Origin of the sequence: Acutalibacter intestini (genome assembly GCF_034334985.1) — a bacterium.
Taxonomy (GTDB): domain Bacteria; phylum Bacillota; class Clostridia; order Oscillospirales; family Acutalibacteraceae; genus Acutalibacter; species Acutalibacter intestini.
This window is the reverse complement of sequence record NZ_JAWXXL010000060.1, coordinates 1-14,322: the sequence shown is the minus strand read 5'-3', so window position 1 is coordinate 14,322 and position 14,322 is coordinate 1. Positions and strand designations below refer to the sequence as shown.

Genomic DNA, 14,322 nt, shown 5'->3' with positions numbered 1-14,322 from the left:
CTGACTGCGTATCTGCTTGAGCCCTTCTTTTCCCACTTTCCGCAAATCGATATATTCCATATCCCTATTATATCACTCTTCCTCTCTTTTTCCTAGCTTTTTGAGCGGGAGTAATACTTTGCGGCGGGAAGATTGAAAATTTGAATGAGCTGTATTATGACTGGCAGCGCCGGTATGATGTGGTTGTTCTCACTGTTGATAAGATAGACCGTCGATATACCCGCCATTTCAGCGGCCTTTTGCCTGGACAGCCGCCGCTTTTTTCTCGCCGCCTTGACATCCTCCCCAAAGGGTTCAAAACCGGACAATCCTGAATGTTAGCCATATTGTATCACCCACCTATATTGTATACTTTACTTTTTGACTTGGAAACAAAGTATACAGAGCAGGTTATAATCTTTATTGTTTGCATTTTGACGCTTGATTACTCTTGCCGGAGCATTTATAATTTTGAAAAAGTCCAAAATTTCATACCCATTCCACATTCCCATGCTACACTGCATCCAAAAGGAGGTGCGCTGATGGCAACACTGCTGATTGTCGAGGACGACTGCAAAACCAACGATGCAATTTGTGAATACCTAAAGCCAGCGGGCCACAAGGTTATCCCAGCTTATGACGGTGTGGAGGCAATACAGCTTTTCCGTGAGAACAGCATCGACCTTGTTGTGCTGGACATTATGCTGCCCCACGTCAGCGGCCTGTCTGTCCTGCATGAGATACGGCAAACAAACGCAACACCTATTCTGATGCTCACAGCTCTTGAGGACGAATATACCCAAGTCAGAAGTTTTGACGAGCAGGCCGACGACTACATGACAAAGCCCTTTTCTATGGTATTGCTGGGGAGGCGGATCACCGCCCTCCTGCGGCGAAGCGGACAGGCCCCGTTACCCCAAACGATAACCTTTGGCGATGTGACCGTCGATTTCTCCGGCTACACCGCCAGCGACAGCGCCGGGAAAATCGACATCATGCCAAAGGAAATTGATTTGCTCCGGCTGCTGGTGGAGCATAGGGGGCTGGTGCTGACCCGTTCGCAGATTTTGGACGAACTGTGGGGCGCTGACTATCCGATCATCGACCGAACTGTGGACACCTACATCAAAAATCTGCGAAAGAAACTGCGGCTTGACTGTATCGTGACAGTCAAGGGCATCGGTTATAAATACGAGGTACAGCCATGAAGCGATTAAAACTGTTTCCGAAGATATTTCTGTATACCATGAGCATCATGCTCTTTGTCGTTGTTGTCACACATGGGTTGATCTATCTGCTTGCCCCACAGATGCAGCTTGCATTGAGTACCCAAGATGATGTTGTTGTCAGCATCAGGCAGGAGCAATTTGTGACCGAGGCAGTAGAGAAGGCCCTGCCGATTTCTTTAAGCTGTTCCCTGCTGATCTCTGTTGTCTGTTCCCTCCTGTTTTCCAAAGCGATTGCCGACCCCATCAAGAAAATTTCTGCGTCAACCAAGCAGATGATGAAATTAGACCATGGAGCAAGCTGCCCTATCCATACAAAGGATGAAATTGGTACACTGGCGCAGAACGTCAATGATCTGTACTCTAATCTGCTGTCTACCATTGAACATTTAGAACGGGAAAAAGACGCTGTGCGGGATATGGAGCGGGCCAAGGCGGACTTCCTGCGGGCGGCGTCCCATGAACTGAAAACACCTGTGACCACATTGAACGCCACCCTGGAAAATATGATTTTAGGCGTTGGGAAGTATCAGGATTACGCTGCCTATCTCCCGGAGTGCAAGGAAATGGTGGAGCAGCTTTCCGGGATGATACATGAAATTCTGGAAACCTCCAAGCTGAATTTGATCGCCGAACCGCCAAAACAGGTTGATGTGTCTGAACTGCTGGCGGAACTATGTGAACCCTACCAACTGATTGCGGCGGCACATCAAATTACATTCTCTCTTGACTTGCCGGAGCAGTTTTCCGCTGTGCTGCCTGTTGGCCCGTTCAGTAAGGCGCTGTCTAATATCCTCGCAAATGCTGTCGCTTATACAGAGGCCGGGAAAAATGTTTCCGTCTATATGGAGGGGCGCAGCCTTGTGGTCGAAAACGCGTGCAAGCCTATCCCTGACGATGAAATCCGCCGTCTGTTTGAACCGTTCTATCGTCCAGACTTCTCACGGAGCCGGGAGAGCGGGGGCAACGGCCTGGGCCTCTATATCGTGGACACGCTTTTGACCTCTATGGACGTTCCCTATTTTTTTAAGCCGATGAAGTCCCCGCCTGGGATGTGTTTCTCAATTCAGCTATAAATTCGGAAAACTCCCCGGCTGGGGAGTTTTTCATTTCTACCATAATTCCATATACGTTTCATACCCATTCCACATTGGGGTGCTATTCTACGGGTGCGTTCAGAAGAACAGCACAACGATATGGAGGTATCGACCATGAGCATTTTCAAAAGGGCGTTTCTATACGTCACACGAAAACGGGGGAAAACACTTCTCCTGTTCGCCATCCTGCTGATTATAGCAACCTTTGTCCTGACGGGCCTCTCCATCTGGAAAGCGTCGGAGGCCGCGCAGCTTGACCTGCGGCAAAGTTTGGGCGGCAAATTTGACGTTTTCGTGGATTGGAGCAACAGCCCCTATGTAGTGAAAGAACCCGTCAAAGATGAAGTGGACGAGGAAACCGGCAAGACATCAAGCAGCTTTCTCATGTACTCCACCGTACAATTTACTCCGGAAAATATTGCGGCCATCAAGGGCGTTTCCGGCGTGAAGTATTGCGGCGCAAGGCAGGACAATCTTTTGCCGTTTGATGGGCTTTCCCTGTTTCCGGGGACAATCTCAACCGACGCAAAATATCAGGGATATACAAAGGCCCTGGGCGTCTGCAACACGGAAGATGATGAACTTTTCACCACCGGCACACTGACGCTGGCAGAGGGACGGCATATTACCACCGACGATACCCATGTGGCAATTATCAGCCAGGACTTGGCGGAGAGAAACGAGTTGAAGGTTGGGGATTATCTCACTGCCCACAGTTATAGCGTGCAAGAACAGAACTTTACCGGGCAGGAAATCAAGGTGCAGATTATCGGACTGTTTACCCCTCATGCGGTGGAGCAGTTTGGGGAAACCGTCACCACCTACGACAAAATCCAGAACCGTGTATTTGTGGATTTGCAGACCTCAAAGAAATTGGACGGCGGAGAAATCAACTACGGCTTTTCCGCACTCCACGTTACCATAGACGACCCGCAGGACATGGCGCGGGTGGTGGCCGATGTCAAGGCCCTGCCGGGTATCGACTGGAAGGCCTTTACTGTGGAAGTGGACAATGAAACTTACGAAAACGCCGCCGCTCCTCTGGCTACGCTGAATGAATTGGTCGTGACCCTGCTGGTGGTGATTATCGTTGTCAGCGCCATCATTCTGGCCCTGATATTGACCCTTTGGACAAAGACCCGCATCCATGAGATCGGCGTATTCCTGTCCGTGGGTATCAGGAAATCAGCCATCATTGGGCAGTATTTGATTGAGGTGCTGCTGATTGCCGTCCTCGCCTTTGGCCTGTCCTATTTCACCAGCAACGCTATAGCGGGGCAGATTGGCAACCACCTGTTGGAGCAGAGTATACAGACCGAGCCGGAGGATGATAACGACGTTGTAGCTGCCGCCGCTGCGGTTGATGTGGGCGCAGACACTCTTATTCAAAAGCCCCTGCCTACGGAGAACGGCATCCAAGTGTCCGTTGGGCTGGACAACCTCGCCCAACTCTATTTGATTGGCCTTGCTATTATCATTGTGGCCGTCAGCGCATCGTCTATTACGGTTATGCGGCTGAAACCCCGTGAAATCTTGTCGAAAATGAGCTGAAGGAGGGACTATCATGCCTACACTGGAATTAAAAAATATTTCTTACACCTACGAAAAGAGTAAGACGGTTTTACAGAATGTTAGCGCAGAGTTAGAAACCGGGAAGATGTATGCCATCCTCGGCCCGTCCGGGTCTGGCAAGACCACGTTACTGTCCCTGCTGGGTGGGCTGGATGTGCCGACACAGGGCAGCGTCCTGTTTGACAGCGAGGACATTACGGCAAAAGGACTGGAACACCACCGCAGGAACCATATCTCGCTGATTTTCCAAAGCTATAACCTGATTGACTACATGACGCCCGTTGAAAATGTGCGGCTTACCGCCAAGCTGGACGCCGCCCCCATTCTGGAACGGCTGGGGCTGGAGCAGGACGAGATCACCCGGAATGTGCTGAAACTGTCCGGCGGACAGCAACAGCGGGTGGCGATTGCGCGGGCGTTGGCTTCCGATGCCCCGGTCATTCTGGCGGACGAGCCGACCGGGAACTTGGACGCCGACACCGCCGAGGAAATCACGGCGATTTTGAAAGAGAGCGCCCATACGTTCGGGAAGTGCTTGGTGGTCGTAACGCACTCTGGCGAGGTGGCAAAACAGGCGGATGTGGTGCTGGAAATCAAACGAGGACATTTGAAAGAGAGGGAAATGTGATGAAGAAAATTGCTATTATTTTGGTGTGTATGCTGGTCTGTTTATCGCTGTTCACCGGCTGTACCAATCAGAAAGACGGCAGCGATCAGGACACAAATTTGGGGAACTCCGTGGAAATTGATGATACGGATATTGATATTGACGCCGGAACAAAGCCGGGTGCCGAGGACAACTCTGACAATGTTTCCCTGCCAGATGGCTACACTTACAGTTTCAAAGACCCGGATAATGCGGATGGTATTGTAGTCACGCCCAAGGAGTAAGAAAAATTCCCGTTTCACACAGGTTCCATATTGGCTTTATATAGGTTCCACATAGCGGCGGTACTTTGGTAAAAAGTGCCGCCGCTGTGATTTTGGCGGCTTTAGGAGGCAGCCGCTATGTGGATATTTCGCCGTGAGGAATTGAGAGCGCCGTTATCAAAAAAAGCCCGTCCTCCGCCTGGGAGAACTGCGGTCACGAGGTTATACTATACGACACAGATAAAGTAAATTATACTGTGCAATTCGTCCGATGGGTTTATGACCTATCGGACGAATTTTGTCGTAACCTGTCAAACCCGATGGACAGGCTCTTATGGAGTATAGGTTGCCGTGGCCCGCCCTCCAATCTGAATTTCAAAAAATTCAGATTGGAGGTAGCAAACCTTGAAAAACTATCGCAAAAGCGATTATGCCCTGAACAAGTTCAGCGAGGGTATTGTATATCAGTTTTCTGACCGAACCCTGGAAATCTCTTTGGAGGACTTTCTGCGGGACAACCCCGGCAAGACAGAAGCGGATTCTATGGCCCTGAAAGCTGTGTCTGACGAAATTTATTTGGAGTAGGCCCGTCTTGAAACAGCCCAGGGGAATAAGACGTTTTCCATGACCGGGCTGGAGGACGCCATAGCACATCCCGCCCCAACCCTGGACGACAGCTACATCATGTCCGATGACCGCCGCCGTGTCAAACTTGCGGTGGACAAGCTGTTCAGGTGCGGCAGGCTGACGGTAAAGCAGAAAGAACGCTTTGTCAGGTACTTCTTCGCCGGGGTGTCTCTGCGGAAAATCGCCAGTGATGAGGGGGTGCATTTCACATCAGTGGACGAGAGCATCCGCCGAGCGGTGGACAAGCTCCGTACATACTTCAACGAGATCAAATAACTTCCTGGGAGGGCTGTCAGTGTTGACGGCCCTCCCATTTTACCTTCTGAAAAAATATTTTGAGATTTTTTTATTTTCTACCCCTACACCCCCCTCTTTTAAGTGCATTAGGTGAAAGGCGATGGAAAGCCTTCCACCTGTTCCTCGTTTGTGCGGCGAATGGGTTTGACCTTTGACAACTTCATACCCATTCATCAAGCACATTCCTATTGCCGCAAGCCACTTTTGCCGCCGCGCCAGGATGTGCCGGATAGGACAGCGGGATGCCACACTATCATTTCGTCCATGGTCTGCCGTCCGGCACGGAGCGAGTACCAGCGGCCATGAAATACCGGGCGGCTCCCGGTACGGCCACGACCGGCAATAGGGCTAACGATACTCCTGTTCAGTCACAGTTCGAGCGTGAAAGTGTTTCCAGCACTATGCCGTCGCAGGCAATGAGAGCAGCCGCATGAGAACCATGCGGGGGTGAAATTCCCGTGGAGCTGGTCGCCGCCAGCCGCTTGATGACTTCCCACAGCGGGCCGGGGTGTCGCGGACAAATAGGCTTGCTTTGATATAAGCCGGACAGCGGGACAGGTTTATGGAAACGGGAGCGTTTATGCTCCACCAACCTTGATATGTCATGCTGTCCGGCCCCTACATAGGCGGCGCAGGCCGTCTAATTTTTATAGGAGGTCAAACACCATGAGCAGGACATATTTATGCGGCGACCTGTATTACGCCGACCTGGGCCACGGGATCGGCTCGGAACAGAAGGGCACCCGGCCCGTTGTTATTATCCAGAACAACGTAGGCAACAAGTACAGCCCCACCGTTATTATCGCCGCCATCACCAGCAAGGCCAACGTCAAGGCCAAGCTGCCCACCCACTACTACCTGGACGCCGGGAACGGACTGACCCAACCCTCCCTTGTCCTGTTGGAGCAAATTCGCACCGTGGACAAGCGGCGGCTGTCCGGCTACATCGGCAGACTGGACAAGAAACATATCCAGGGCATCAACCACGCCTTGGCGGTCAGCATCGGCCTGATCGAACCCGTACCCCCGAAACTGACCCTTTGCTTATGCGGCGCTTGTGCTGACGCTTTTCGCGGCACGGGCGCTTTTGCTTTGCGGGAGGCCGCGCCGGGACAGGCTGAAAAGGAGGTCTGTGTCTACTGCGGCCAGCACCCCGGCATGGAGTATGTGGTCACGCCGAAAGGAGGGGCGGGGGTATGAGTTATCCTGATGTGCCCATTTGGGAGAAGTACACCCTGACCATCGAGGAAGCGGCCAAGTATTTCCGCATTGGGGAAAAGAAGCTGCGAAAACTGGCGGAGGAAAACCCGGACGCCAACTGGCTGATAATGAACGGCAACCGCATCCAGATCAAGCGAAGGCAGTTTGAAAAAGTCATTGACTCCCTGGATGTGATCTAATCGCAGATTTGTATTGAGCCGGAAATATGATAGAATATAGTCAAGTCGTATCAAGGCTCGTTCCAGTTTTGGAAAGGAATTTTACCAATGGCGGAGAAACGACGTGACAGCAAAGGCCGCATATTAAGAACTGGAGAGAGCCAGCGAAAAGACGGGAGATACGCATACAAGTACACGGACAGCACCGGCAAGCCCCAATTCGTCTATGCCTGGAAGCTGGTAGCCACGGACAAGACCCCGGCTGGCAAGCGGGACGACATTTCCCTGCGGGAGAAGGAAAAGGAGATCAACCGGGACATTGCGGACGGCATCGACACCGTGGGCAAAAAAATGACCGTCTGCCAGCTCTACGCCAAGCAGAACAGTCAGCGAGTGGATGTGAAGCGGGGTACTAAAAAAAGCCGGGAGTATCTGATGGGCCTTCTGAGGGATGACCCTCTCGGCGGGAAAAGCATCGACGCGGTGAAGCCCTCTGACGCCAAGGAGTGGGCCATCCGCATGAGGGAAAAGGGCTTTAGCTTCCAGTCCATCAGCAACTACAAGCGTTCCCTCCGGGCCGCGTTCTTCATTGCCATCGAGGACGATTGTATTCGCAAGAACCCGTTCAGCTTTGCCCTGAACAAAGTTCTGGAGGACGATAGGGGCGAGAAAACCGTGCTGACGCCGGAACAGGAGGTAAGCCTGATCGACTTCGCACAGAATGACCCGGTATATCAGAAGTACGCCGACGAGCTTATCATCCTGCTGGGAACCGGACTTCGCATTTCCGAGTTCTGCGGGCTGACTACGAACCTTGACTTTAAGAACCGGCTAATCCGGGTAGACCACCAGCTTTTGCGGGACAGCAAGAACGGCTACTACATTGAAACGCCCAAGACCAAGAGCGGCTACCGGGAAATCCCTATGAGTGAGCCGGTCTACCGGGCGTTGAAGCGGGTACTGAAGAACCGGGGCAAGAAAACCACCATCACGGTGGACGGCTACACAAACTTCCTGTTTCTCAAAAGGGACGGGATGCCGAAAGTGGGCATGGACTATAACAACATGATTAGGGGCCTTGTGAAGAAGTACAACAAGCAGCACAAGGAGCAGTTGCCCAACATCACCCCGCACTCCCTCCGGCACACGTTGTGTACCCACATGGCAAACGCCGGTATGAACCCCAAGGCGTTGCAGTACATCATGGGCCACGCCAACATCACCATGACGCTGGACTATTACACCCATGTTGACGCCTGTTCCGCAAAGGCGGAGATGGAGCGGCTGGCTGCGTAGTAAGTAGTAAAAAAGAAGCGGCAGGCCGCTTTTACTACTTCCGTACTACGTTTCAGCGCAAAGTCACGCCGGGATACGCCGAGATATGCGAATAACTCTCCCAAACGGCAAATGGCGGAAACGCCTGAAAATCAAGGCTTTGCCGCCATTTGCCGAGTTACATAAGGTTAGGGCTGGAAATTGCAAAATCTTTAAAAATAAATATTGCACAAATTGTGTGTTAGTGCAAAAATAGAGACATGGAGCAGATAAGGCAGCTGGGCGAAACAGAGGCGGGTTAAATACAAAGCTGCACAACTATCATGGATGGACTGGGGAACCCGGTTGAATTCATGCTGTCTGCGGGGAATGACTATGCTTCCGTCCACGCTGTAGAACTGCTGGAAAAGCTAGAAATCAGCGGCCGCAATGTATTGGCAGACCGCGCTTATGGAGCAAAGACGATCCGGGCCTACATCTCGGAATAGGGAGCCAGGCGATGTAATCCCGCCATCTTCCGCGTCAAAAATCCTCGTCAACCGGCAAGAGACTTGTGTTTTTTTTCTGGGATCTGACCACTTTTGACCCCCAATTCGTCATTCCCTCTCTTTTCAAACAAACCCTAGCCGAGGCCGTTCTGAAATGGTCCGAGGATCATGCGAAAGCTATTTCAAAGGGACTTTTCCGTTACGCCGTGCAGCTGGAGATGGTGATGCGAATGTTGGCAGAGCTTACAGAATACACTCCAGAGCAGGTGGAAGAACTGCGCCGTGAGGCCATAAACGATGTACGCCGCACCTATCCCCACGCTACTCGTCAAAAACAAGAGCAGGCCGCCGAGAGGATGGGGGATTTCATGGATAAGGTCCTGTAAGTGTGGGGCAGGCAAGAAAAACGGCTGGAACTTCTCACTCGAAGGTATCCAGCCGCTTCCGTTTATTTCCCCGTGTGGGTCGGGGTGTGGGTCAACCAAATTCGTACCGCCAAATCAAAAAAGTTTTCACCGCTCCTCATGTTCCCGGAACTCCAAAAACCGCCTGACCCCCAGCACCGCCCGCTCATACTCCTCCCGGAGCTTCTGCTTATACTCCTGGGCGGGGGGCTCCAAATGGTAGTAGATGCGGGAGCGCTCCCGGGCGGCGGGGGCGTCGGAGTAGTACATGGACACGTACCCATGCTCGTTCAGCCGTTTCAGCGCCAGATACAGCGTAGTGATGTTCAGCTCCAGCAGTCCGTCACTGCGCCTTTTCATTTCCTGCACCATCTCATAGCCGTACATATCCCGCTCCTCCAAGAGCAAAATGCACAACAGCTCTAAGGGTATTTTCTTGGTCATCTCCGCGCTTCTCATGGGCCACCGGCTTTCTGTCAGCATTCATTCATACAAAGTATACCATATTCCCAGCGTAGATGTAAAGATACGAAATTGCATTTTTCAAATATTTTATTCTTGACATATAATAGTGAATTAAATATAATAAAAACAAGAAAGCGAGGTGTCCCTATGAGACGTTCCCATTTTCTGTTTTTGTTAATAGTCCTGCTTATGCTGGCCCTTCCCGCCTGCCGCTCCGGCGGGGAGGAGAAAAGTTTTCCAAAGACCTTGCAAATTACTGCTGAACTACCGGAGGACTGCCCGGACCAGGTGACCGCCTATAACCTCACATGGTACAAACCCGGCGAGCAGGCTGCCGTGGGGGCTTTTATGGGGGAGGATTCCCCGGAACGTGTCTTTGACGATGGCAACTCTGCCATGGGCCCACAGTATCGGGGAGAGCATGCGGGCAGCAGGGAAATTCTAAACCTATATACAGAGCAGGTTCAGGGCGGGCTGAACTACAGCTTTTATTCATCTTTGGAGGATGACGACGTACGCATACGCGACGAAGAAATCCTAGCCTACTATCTACGCAGGCAACAGCCCTGGGAGAGCGTGGCGTGCAACCTTCTCCCCTGGAAATATGGGAACGGCAGTATGGAGCAGGCAGATTCGGAAAACCTGGATTTTCTCCCATACAAGGACGCTCTGGCACAGGTAGAGGGGAAGATGTCAGCCTGCGCCTTTCCGGAGCATGAGCTGCTTTTGGGCGAGGCCCACAGCTTGGCCCTGCTTAACAAGAACCGTTTCATCTATAACCGGGCCGCAAAGGAGCAGGGCGAAGAAACTCTGCCGGATACCCTCACCAATGAGGACGAATACTACCACTTTACTTTCCGCCAGACCCTGGACGGCATACCCTTCTGCAATGCCTACTGGGCCAGGAATGCCTTTGGGAAGGGCGGGAGCCCCTGCATCACGGCCATCTGGAACCAGGACGGGCTGGTCGATTTCAGCGCCGACAGTCTGGTAGAGCCCGGTGAGGCCGTCTCCACTGACAAGATCATTACCCCGGAGGAGGCCCTCTCGGTGTATGTGGAAGATTACAGCAAAGCCATCCACTTTGAGAATACGGAGATTCTCAAAGTGGAGCTGAACTATCTGATATTGGCGGACAGCAAAAATCTCTATGCCCGGCCAGCATGGGTCATTACCACCGCCACGGAGAGAAAAGCAGGGAGGGGGGAAACGCCCCACGATTTCGACTTCACAGAGTATGAGGTCACCGCCGTAGGGGCCTATAGCGGCGTTATTTTAGAGAGGGAGACGGATATGCGATGAAATTCCTGCAAGCCTTTTTTGTACAGCTCCGGCAGGCTGTCTCCTGGCCCCTGGCCCTGTGCGCCCTGCTCCTGGCCCTGATGGCGGAGCTTGGCGTGGCCGGTATGCTGGCCGGGGACAGACAGATACTCAGCGTGTGGTACTTGGCCCAGTCCAGCGGGGCCGGCCTGCTCACCCTGTTTGTGCTGCCCACCCTGCCCTTCGCCATGAGCCTTGCGGGTGACTGGGAGAGCCGCGCCCTGCCCTATTGGGTGGCCCGGGAGGGGGTCGCCCGGTACACGGTTTCAAAACTGCTGGCCAGCGCCGCCGCAGGCTTTCTCACCGTGGGGCTGGGGCTCGGCCTGTTCGTGCTTGTGAACGGTGCCTTCCTGCCCTGGTACGCTTCCTGTTCCAGCGTGGACTATGAGGCGTTTTTTGAGAAGGGGCAGATACTTCTGGGGTGGCTCTGCTACATGCTGCACATGGCCCTGTCCGGCGCCTTGATAGGTGCGCTGGGGATGTTCACCAGCATTCTGGTGCCCAACCGGTTCGTGGCGGTTTCCGCACCCCTGGCCATCCACCTGACGGTTATCCGCATTATGCCAACCCGGATGATTTCCCCCATCTCCATCTGGCACCCCATCAACTGGGTGGAGGGCCTTCACCATACCTCGTCGCCCTGGCTGACCCTGCTGGGCAAGTTTCTGCTCACCGCCGGGTTCTGCCTGCTGATGTGCATAGCCGGGGCACTCTGGATGAAAAGGAGGTTTGAACGTGGCTGAGATAAAAAACAGCCTCCGCTGCTGCGGCATCCTGTTCCGCCGGGAGCTGGGCAGCCCCAAGCTGTGGCTGGTATTCGGGATGGCGGCGGTATTCAGCTTTTACAATTATGACCCACTCTGCACGGTTGCCGACTTCTACCAAGTGCCGGTGACCCCTTGGGTGTATCCTTTCTTCCTTTCTTTCCCCACAATGCTGGTGGTAAACAGCGGCCTGTGTTTACTGCTATTTTCCGATGTATGCGAGGCAGACGGCTATACGGAGCTGATGATAGCCCGGGCTGGGCGGAGGGCTTATATTACCGGGCAGCTCCTCTGGGTGCTCGTGACGTCCTTCCTTTATGCAGCGGCGTTGTGGGCGATGTCCATTCTGTTTATTCTGCCGGAGATAGGCTGGGAGGGGGACTGGGGGGTGCTCCTGCACACTTTGGCAGAGTCCTCCGGGCAGATACAATCCCAGACCGGGGTGAGCCTGTCCATTATCGTGCCCCGGGAGACACTGGCGCTGTTCACGCCCCTGGAGGCCACCGTTCTGTGCTTTCTGTGCATATGGTTGTCGGCAGCGTTCACCGGGATACTGATATGCTTTTTCCGGCTCATTATCAGCCGTTCGGCAGGGATATTCGCGGCGGGTATCTTTGTGTGCATGACTGTGTTTTCTGTCTCTGTCGGGGTGCTGACTTTTGGGTACTGGCTACAGTATCTGTCACCCCTGAGCTGGGCCAGCTTTTTGAGTATTGATTGGTACTACAGCGGCATCACGCCCTCGCCGGTATATGTGTTTTCAGTGTGGCTGATTGGCATAACCGGCATGGGCCTCTGTGCTGTGTGGAAATTTGACAGGCGCGATTTGGAGTAGGAGGGGCGTATGGACAACATCATTGAAGTGAAAAATGTAACCAAGCGGTTCCGGGAGACAACGGCTCTGGATGGGGTCAGCCTGTGCTTTGAGCGGGGGAAGATACACGGCATAATCGGCAGGAATGGCTCCGGCAAGACGGTACTGCTCCAGTGTATCTGTGGATTTATGGCTCCCACATCGGGCGAGGTGCTGGTGAACGGGGCCCGGGTGCGGCCCGCCAAAGCCCAGGAGAACATTGGGCTTATTATTGAAACGCCGGGATTCATTGGCGGCAAGAACGGCCTGAAGAACCTGCAGTACCTGCTGGCCCTCCGGGGGCAGCAGGATGTATCAAAGGCCCGAAATGCCATGCGGGCTGTAGGACTGGACCCGGAGAATAAAAAGACTGTACGAAAATACTCCCTGGGTATGCGCCAGCGGCTGGGGATCGCCCAGGCCATTATGGAGGACCCAGAGCTGCTCCTGCTGGACGAGCCCATGAATGGCCTGGACAACCAGGGGGTGGAGGATATGCGCAGGCTGTTTTCGGAGTTGCGAGAGCAGGGGAAAACTATACTTTTGGCAAGCCATAGCAATGAGGATATCAGGACATTGTGCGATACTGTTTGTGAGCTGGACCACGGAAAAATCATTGTGCGGGTCGGGGAGGAAATTGAGGGGACGCCAGAGCCGTAACGGCAGTTCAAACTCTGCGCCGCATAAACAAAGAAGAACCTTTCTTCAAAGCGCGTTGAGTTTGTTACGCAATTCCAGGCCAGAGAGCTGGCCTTGCTCCGCTAAATCCCTCCACTCCTGTGCCAGCACAACTTTCTCATTCCACTCGTCGACCGTAATTTTTATGCCTTGCTTTCCTCATTTTCAACCTATCATAAGCCCTTCGATATTCCTGCTGAGCGGGAGTGCCGGAGGCTTTTTCTCGTTCTGCTTTACGGTGGGTGCCAACCTTGCGGCAAGTACGCGAGGTCTCTTCGGGAGTAATATTATTGCAGTAGCAGGTGTTATAGCCAGCGGTCAGCCGGAAATATCTGCCGCAATTCTGGCAGCGGCGCGGGCAGTTGCCGTGCATCAGACAACGGTAGAGGTCGGCGTACAAAAAGTTCACAAGGCTGGTAAACTGCATCTGCTCCGCAATCACAAACTTGCCTGTCCCAGCAAATGTGTTCGCCGGAACAAAGTTCCATGTGACCTCGGTGCGCCCCAATCAATTTCTGGTGCAAAGACCGGTTGCATCTTCAGCATACTTTTGTAGTAGGTCGCAAAGGCGAAACCATATGCGTCTGCATTCCGGTACTTTAACAGACGGGAGGTACGCGCCATGAATAATTTCTTGAAAGCCTCGTGCAGCGGCGCAAAGAATTTCTTCCCTCTGCCCAACGCTATTTTCAGTTTGGGATTGTCAATAGGCGAGCTGGCTGTCTACGCCTACCTTATGTACTGTGAGGACAGGAAGTCCCATCAGTGCTGGCTCAGCTATAAGACAATAGGTCAGGCGGTAGGTATGAGCCGGAACACGGTGCAGAAATATGTGCGGGAGCTGGAGTACAAGGCGCTGATCATTACAGAGCCGACCAAATACGAATCTGAGAGCGGCAGGTTCGGAATGGTATTACTCCTCCGCCGAAAGATAGGAAAGAAGCGGATGGAGGAAAAAACGAATAACCCGAGAGGGATTATGCTGGAGCCGACGCATAAATGAATGAATGTTATGAGAGATATCCTGC

Annotated in this window: 21 protein-coding genes; 17 read left to right on the top strand and 4 right to left on the bottom strand. The window is 53.0% G+C overall.

Annotated elements, in window-relative coordinates; genetic code table 11:
* Positions 1–92: 92 nt before the first annotated feature.
* Complete coding sequence (locus U8U68_RS22725; RefSeq protein WP_437124460.1) at positions 93–308, bottom strand: helix-turn-helix domain-containing protein; 216 nt, start codon at positions 306–308, stop codon at positions 93–95.
* A 213-nt stretch (positions 309–521) separates the two neighbouring features.
* Between U8U68_RS22725 and U8U68_RS20605 the strand changes: the two genes are divergently transcribed.
* The 7 genes from U8U68_RS20605 (at position 522) to U8U68_RS20575 (ending at position 5,647) form a co-directional block, all read left to right on the top strand.
* Positions 522–1,187: a response regulator transcription factor gene (locus U8U68_RS20605; protein WP_322204173.1), complete on the top strand. Its 666-nt coding sequence runs from the start codon at positions 522–524 to the stop codon at positions 1,185–1,187.
* Positions 1,184–2,281 (top strand): sensor histidine kinase, encoded by a 1,098-nt coding sequence (locus tag U8U68_RS20600; protein WP_322204171.1) that lies wholly within the window; start codon positions 1,184–1,186, stop codon positions 2,279–2,281. The genes U8U68_RS20605 and U8U68_RS20600 overlap by 4 nt, the downstream gene beginning before the upstream one ends.
* 135 nt (positions 2,282–2,416) lie before the next feature.
* Entirely contained in the window at positions 2,417–3,853 is a 1,437-nt protein-coding gene (locus tag U8U68_RS20595) for an ABC transporter permease (RefSeq protein WP_322204169.1), read from the top strand.
* A 13-nt stretch (positions 3,854–3,866) separates the two neighbouring features.
* Complete coding sequence (locus tag U8U68_RS20590) at positions 3,867–4,502, top strand: ABC transporter ATP-binding protein (protein WP_322204167.1); 636 nt, start codon at positions 3,867–3,869, stop codon at positions 4,500–4,502.
* Positions 4,502–4,765, top strand: coding sequence for a hypothetical protein (locus tag U8U68_RS20585; RefSeq protein WP_322204165.1), 264 nt, complete (start codon positions 4,502–4,504; stop codon positions 4,763–4,765). The genes U8U68_RS20590 and U8U68_RS20585 overlap by 1 nt, the downstream gene beginning before the upstream one ends.
* Before the next feature lie 384 nt (positions 4,766–5,149).
* The gene (locus U8U68_RS20580; RefSeq protein WP_322204164.1) at positions 5,150–5,329 is read left to right on the top strand and encodes a hypothetical protein; all 180 of its coding nucleotides are present in this window, start codon (positions 5,150–5,152) and stop codon (positions 5,327–5,329) included.
* 39 nt (positions 5,330–5,368) lie between these two features.
* Positions 5,369–5,647, top strand: a complete 279-nt coding sequence (locus U8U68_RS20575) for a sigma-70 RNA polymerase sigma factor region 4 domain-containing protein (protein WP_322204162.1) — start codon at positions 5,369–5,371, stop codon at positions 5,645–5,647.
* A gap of 39 nt (positions 5,648–5,686) precedes the next feature.
* Here U8U68_RS20575 and U8U68_RS20570 read toward each other — a convergent pair whose 3' ends face one another.
* Positions 5,687–5,842, bottom strand: coding sequence for a hypothetical protein (locus tag U8U68_RS20570; RefSeq protein WP_322204160.1), 156 nt, complete (start codon positions 5,840–5,842; stop codon positions 5,687–5,689).
* Between the two features lie 492 nt (positions 5,843–6,334).
* Between U8U68_RS20570 and U8U68_RS20565 the strand changes: the two genes are divergently transcribed.
* From U8U68_RS20565 to U8U68_RS20545, 5 genes are all read left to right on the top strand, one after another.
* Positions 6,335–6,868 (top strand): type II toxin-antitoxin system PemK/MazF family toxin, encoded by a 534-nt coding sequence (locus U8U68_RS20565; protein ID WP_322204158.1) that lies wholly within the window; start codon positions 6,335–6,337, stop codon positions 6,866–6,868.
* On the top strand, positions 6,865–7,068 hold the full coding sequence (locus U8U68_RS20560) for an excisionase (protein WP_016321997.1): 204 nt from the start codon (positions 6,865–6,867) through the stop codon (positions 7,066–7,068). The genes U8U68_RS20565 and U8U68_RS20560 overlap by 4 nt, the downstream gene beginning before the upstream one ends.
* Positions 7,069–7,155: 87 nt before the next feature.
* Positions 7,156–8,343 (top strand): site-specific integrase, encoded by a 1,188-nt coding sequence (locus U8U68_RS20555; RefSeq protein ID WP_322204154.1) that lies wholly within the window; start codon positions 7,156–7,158, stop codon positions 8,341–8,343.
* Positions 8,344–8,645: 302 nt separating this feature from the next.
* Positions 8,646–8,810, top strand: a complete 165-nt coding sequence (locus U8U68_RS20550) for a hypothetical protein (protein WP_322204152.1) — start codon at positions 8,646–8,648, stop codon at positions 8,808–8,810.
* A gap of 65 nt (positions 8,811–8,875) precedes the next feature.
* Positions 8,876–9,196, top strand: a complete 321-nt coding sequence (locus tag U8U68_RS20545) for a hypothetical protein (RefSeq protein ID WP_322204150.1) — start codon at positions 8,876–8,878, stop codon at positions 9,194–9,196.
* Positions 9,197–9,322: 126 nt separating this feature from the next.
* On the opposite strand, the gene U8U68_RS20540 is transcribed toward U8U68_RS20545, so the two are convergent.
* Positions 9,323–9,658: a PadR family transcriptional regulator gene (locus U8U68_RS20540; RefSeq protein ID WP_322204148.1), complete on the bottom strand. Its 336-nt coding sequence runs from the start codon at positions 9,656–9,658 to the stop codon at positions 9,323–9,325.
* A 168-nt stretch (positions 9,659–9,826) separates the two neighbouring features.
* On the opposite strand from U8U68_RS20540, the gene U8U68_RS20535 reads away from it, so the two are divergent.
* Genes U8U68_RS20535 through U8U68_RS20520 form a run of 4 tightly spaced genes read left to right on the top strand, consistent with a single transcriptional unit; the run spans position 9,827 to position 13,276 of the window.
* The gene (locus U8U68_RS20535) at positions 9,827–10,981 is read left to right on the top strand and encodes a hypothetical protein (protein WP_322204146.1); all 1,155 of its coding nucleotides are present in this window, start codon (positions 9,827–9,829) and stop codon (positions 10,979–10,981) included.
* On the top strand, positions 10,978–11,742 hold the full coding sequence (locus U8U68_RS20530; RefSeq protein ID WP_322204144.1) for a hypothetical protein: 765 nt from the start codon (positions 10,978–10,980) through the stop codon (positions 11,740–11,742). The genes U8U68_RS20535 and U8U68_RS20530 overlap by 4 nt, the downstream gene beginning before the upstream one ends.
* A complete protein-coding gene (locus tag U8U68_RS20525) occupies positions 11,735–12,598 on the top strand; it encodes a hypothetical protein (RefSeq protein ID WP_322204142.1) in 864 nt (287 codons plus the stop codon). The genes U8U68_RS20530 and U8U68_RS20525 overlap by 8 nt, the downstream gene beginning before the upstream one ends.
* Before the next feature lie 9 nt (positions 12,599–12,607).
* On the top strand, positions 12,608–13,276 hold the full coding sequence (locus U8U68_RS20520) for an ABC transporter ATP-binding protein (RefSeq protein ID WP_322204140.1): 669 nt from the start codon (positions 12,608–12,610) through the stop codon (positions 13,274–13,276).
* A 136-nt stretch (positions 13,277–13,412) separates the two neighbouring features.
* Here U8U68_RS20520 and U8U68_RS20515 read toward each other — a convergent pair whose 3' ends face one another.
* Positions 13,413–13,802, bottom strand: a complete 390-nt coding sequence (locus U8U68_RS20515) for a DUF6076 domain-containing protein (RefSeq protein ID WP_322204138.1) — start codon at positions 13,800–13,802, stop codon at positions 13,413–13,415.
* Between the two features lie 114 nt (positions 13,803–13,916).
* Here U8U68_RS20515 and U8U68_RS20510 point away from each other — a divergent pair, with 114 nt between their 5' ends.
* The gene (locus tag U8U68_RS20510) at positions 13,917–14,297 is read left to right on the top strand and encodes a helix-turn-helix domain-containing protein (protein ID WP_322204136.1); all 381 of its coding nucleotides are present in this window, start codon (positions 13,917–13,919) and stop codon (positions 14,295–14,297) included.
* The last annotated feature ends 25 nt before the right edge of the window (positions 14,298–14,322 follow it).

Excerpts from the sequence above, each read along its gene's own strand:
- U8U68_RS20530 (WP_322204144.1), top strand. The coding sequence starts at position 10,978 with ATGAAATTCCTGCAAGCCTTTTTTGTACAGCTCCGGCAGGCTGTCTCC.
- U8U68_RS20590 (WP_322204167.1), top strand. The coding sequence starts at position 3,867 with ATGCCTACACTGGAATTAAAAAATATTTCTTACACCTACGAAAAGAGT.
- U8U68_RS20600 (WP_322204171.1), top strand. The coding sequence starts at position 1,184 with ATGAAGCGATTAAAACTGTTTCCGAAGATATTTCTGTATACCATGAGC.
- U8U68_RS20575 (WP_322204162.1), top strand. The coding sequence starts at position 5,369 with ATGACCGGGCTGGAGGACGCCATAGCACATCCCGCCCCAACCCTGGAC.
- U8U68_RS20585 (WP_322204165.1), top strand. The coding sequence starts at position 4,502 with ATGAAGAAAATTGCTATTATTTTGGTGTGTATGCTGGTCTGTTTATCG.
- U8U68_RS20540 (WP_322204148.1), bottom strand. The coding sequence starts at position 9,658 with ATGACCAAGAAAATACCCTTAGAGCTGTTGTGCATTTTGCTCTTGGAG.
- U8U68_RS20595 (WP_322204169.1), top strand. The coding sequence starts at position 2,417 with ATGAGCATTTTCAAAAGGGCGTTTCTATACGTCACACGAAAACGGGGG.
- U8U68_RS20605 (WP_322204173.1), top strand. The coding sequence starts at position 522 with ATGGCAACACTGCTGATTGTCGAGGACGACTGCAAAACCAACGATGCA.
- U8U68_RS20555 (WP_322204154.1), top strand. The coding sequence starts at position 7,156 with ATGGCGGAGAAACGACGTGACAGCAAAGGCCGCATATTAAGAACTGGA.
- U8U68_RS20510 (WP_322204136.1), top strand. The coding sequence starts at position 13,917 with ATGAATAATTTCTTGAAAGCCTCGTGCAGCGGCGCAAAGAATTTCTTC.
- U8U68_RS20560 (WP_016321997.1), top strand. The coding sequence starts at position 6,865 with ATGAGTTATCCTGATGTGCCCATTTGGGAGAAGTACACCCTGACCATC.
- U8U68_RS20565 (WP_322204158.1), top strand. The coding sequence starts at position 6,335 with ATGAGCAGGACATATTTATGCGGCGACCTGTATTACGCCGACCTGGGC.
- U8U68_RS20535 (WP_322204146.1), top strand. The coding sequence starts at position 9,827 with ATGAGACGTTCCCATTTTCTGTTTTTGTTAATAGTCCTGCTTATGCTG.
- U8U68_RS20550 (WP_322204152.1), top strand. The coding sequence starts at position 8,646 with ATGGATGGACTGGGGAACCCGGTTGAATTCATGCTGTCTGCGGGGAAT.
- U8U68_RS20570 (WP_322204160.1), bottom strand. The coding sequence starts at position 5,842 with ATGAATGGGTATGAAGTTGTCAAAGGTCAAACCCATTCGCCGCACAAA.
- U8U68_RS20520 (WP_322204140.1), top strand. The coding sequence starts at position 12,608 with ATGGACAACATCATTGAAGTGAAAAATGTAACCAAGCGGTTCCGGGAG.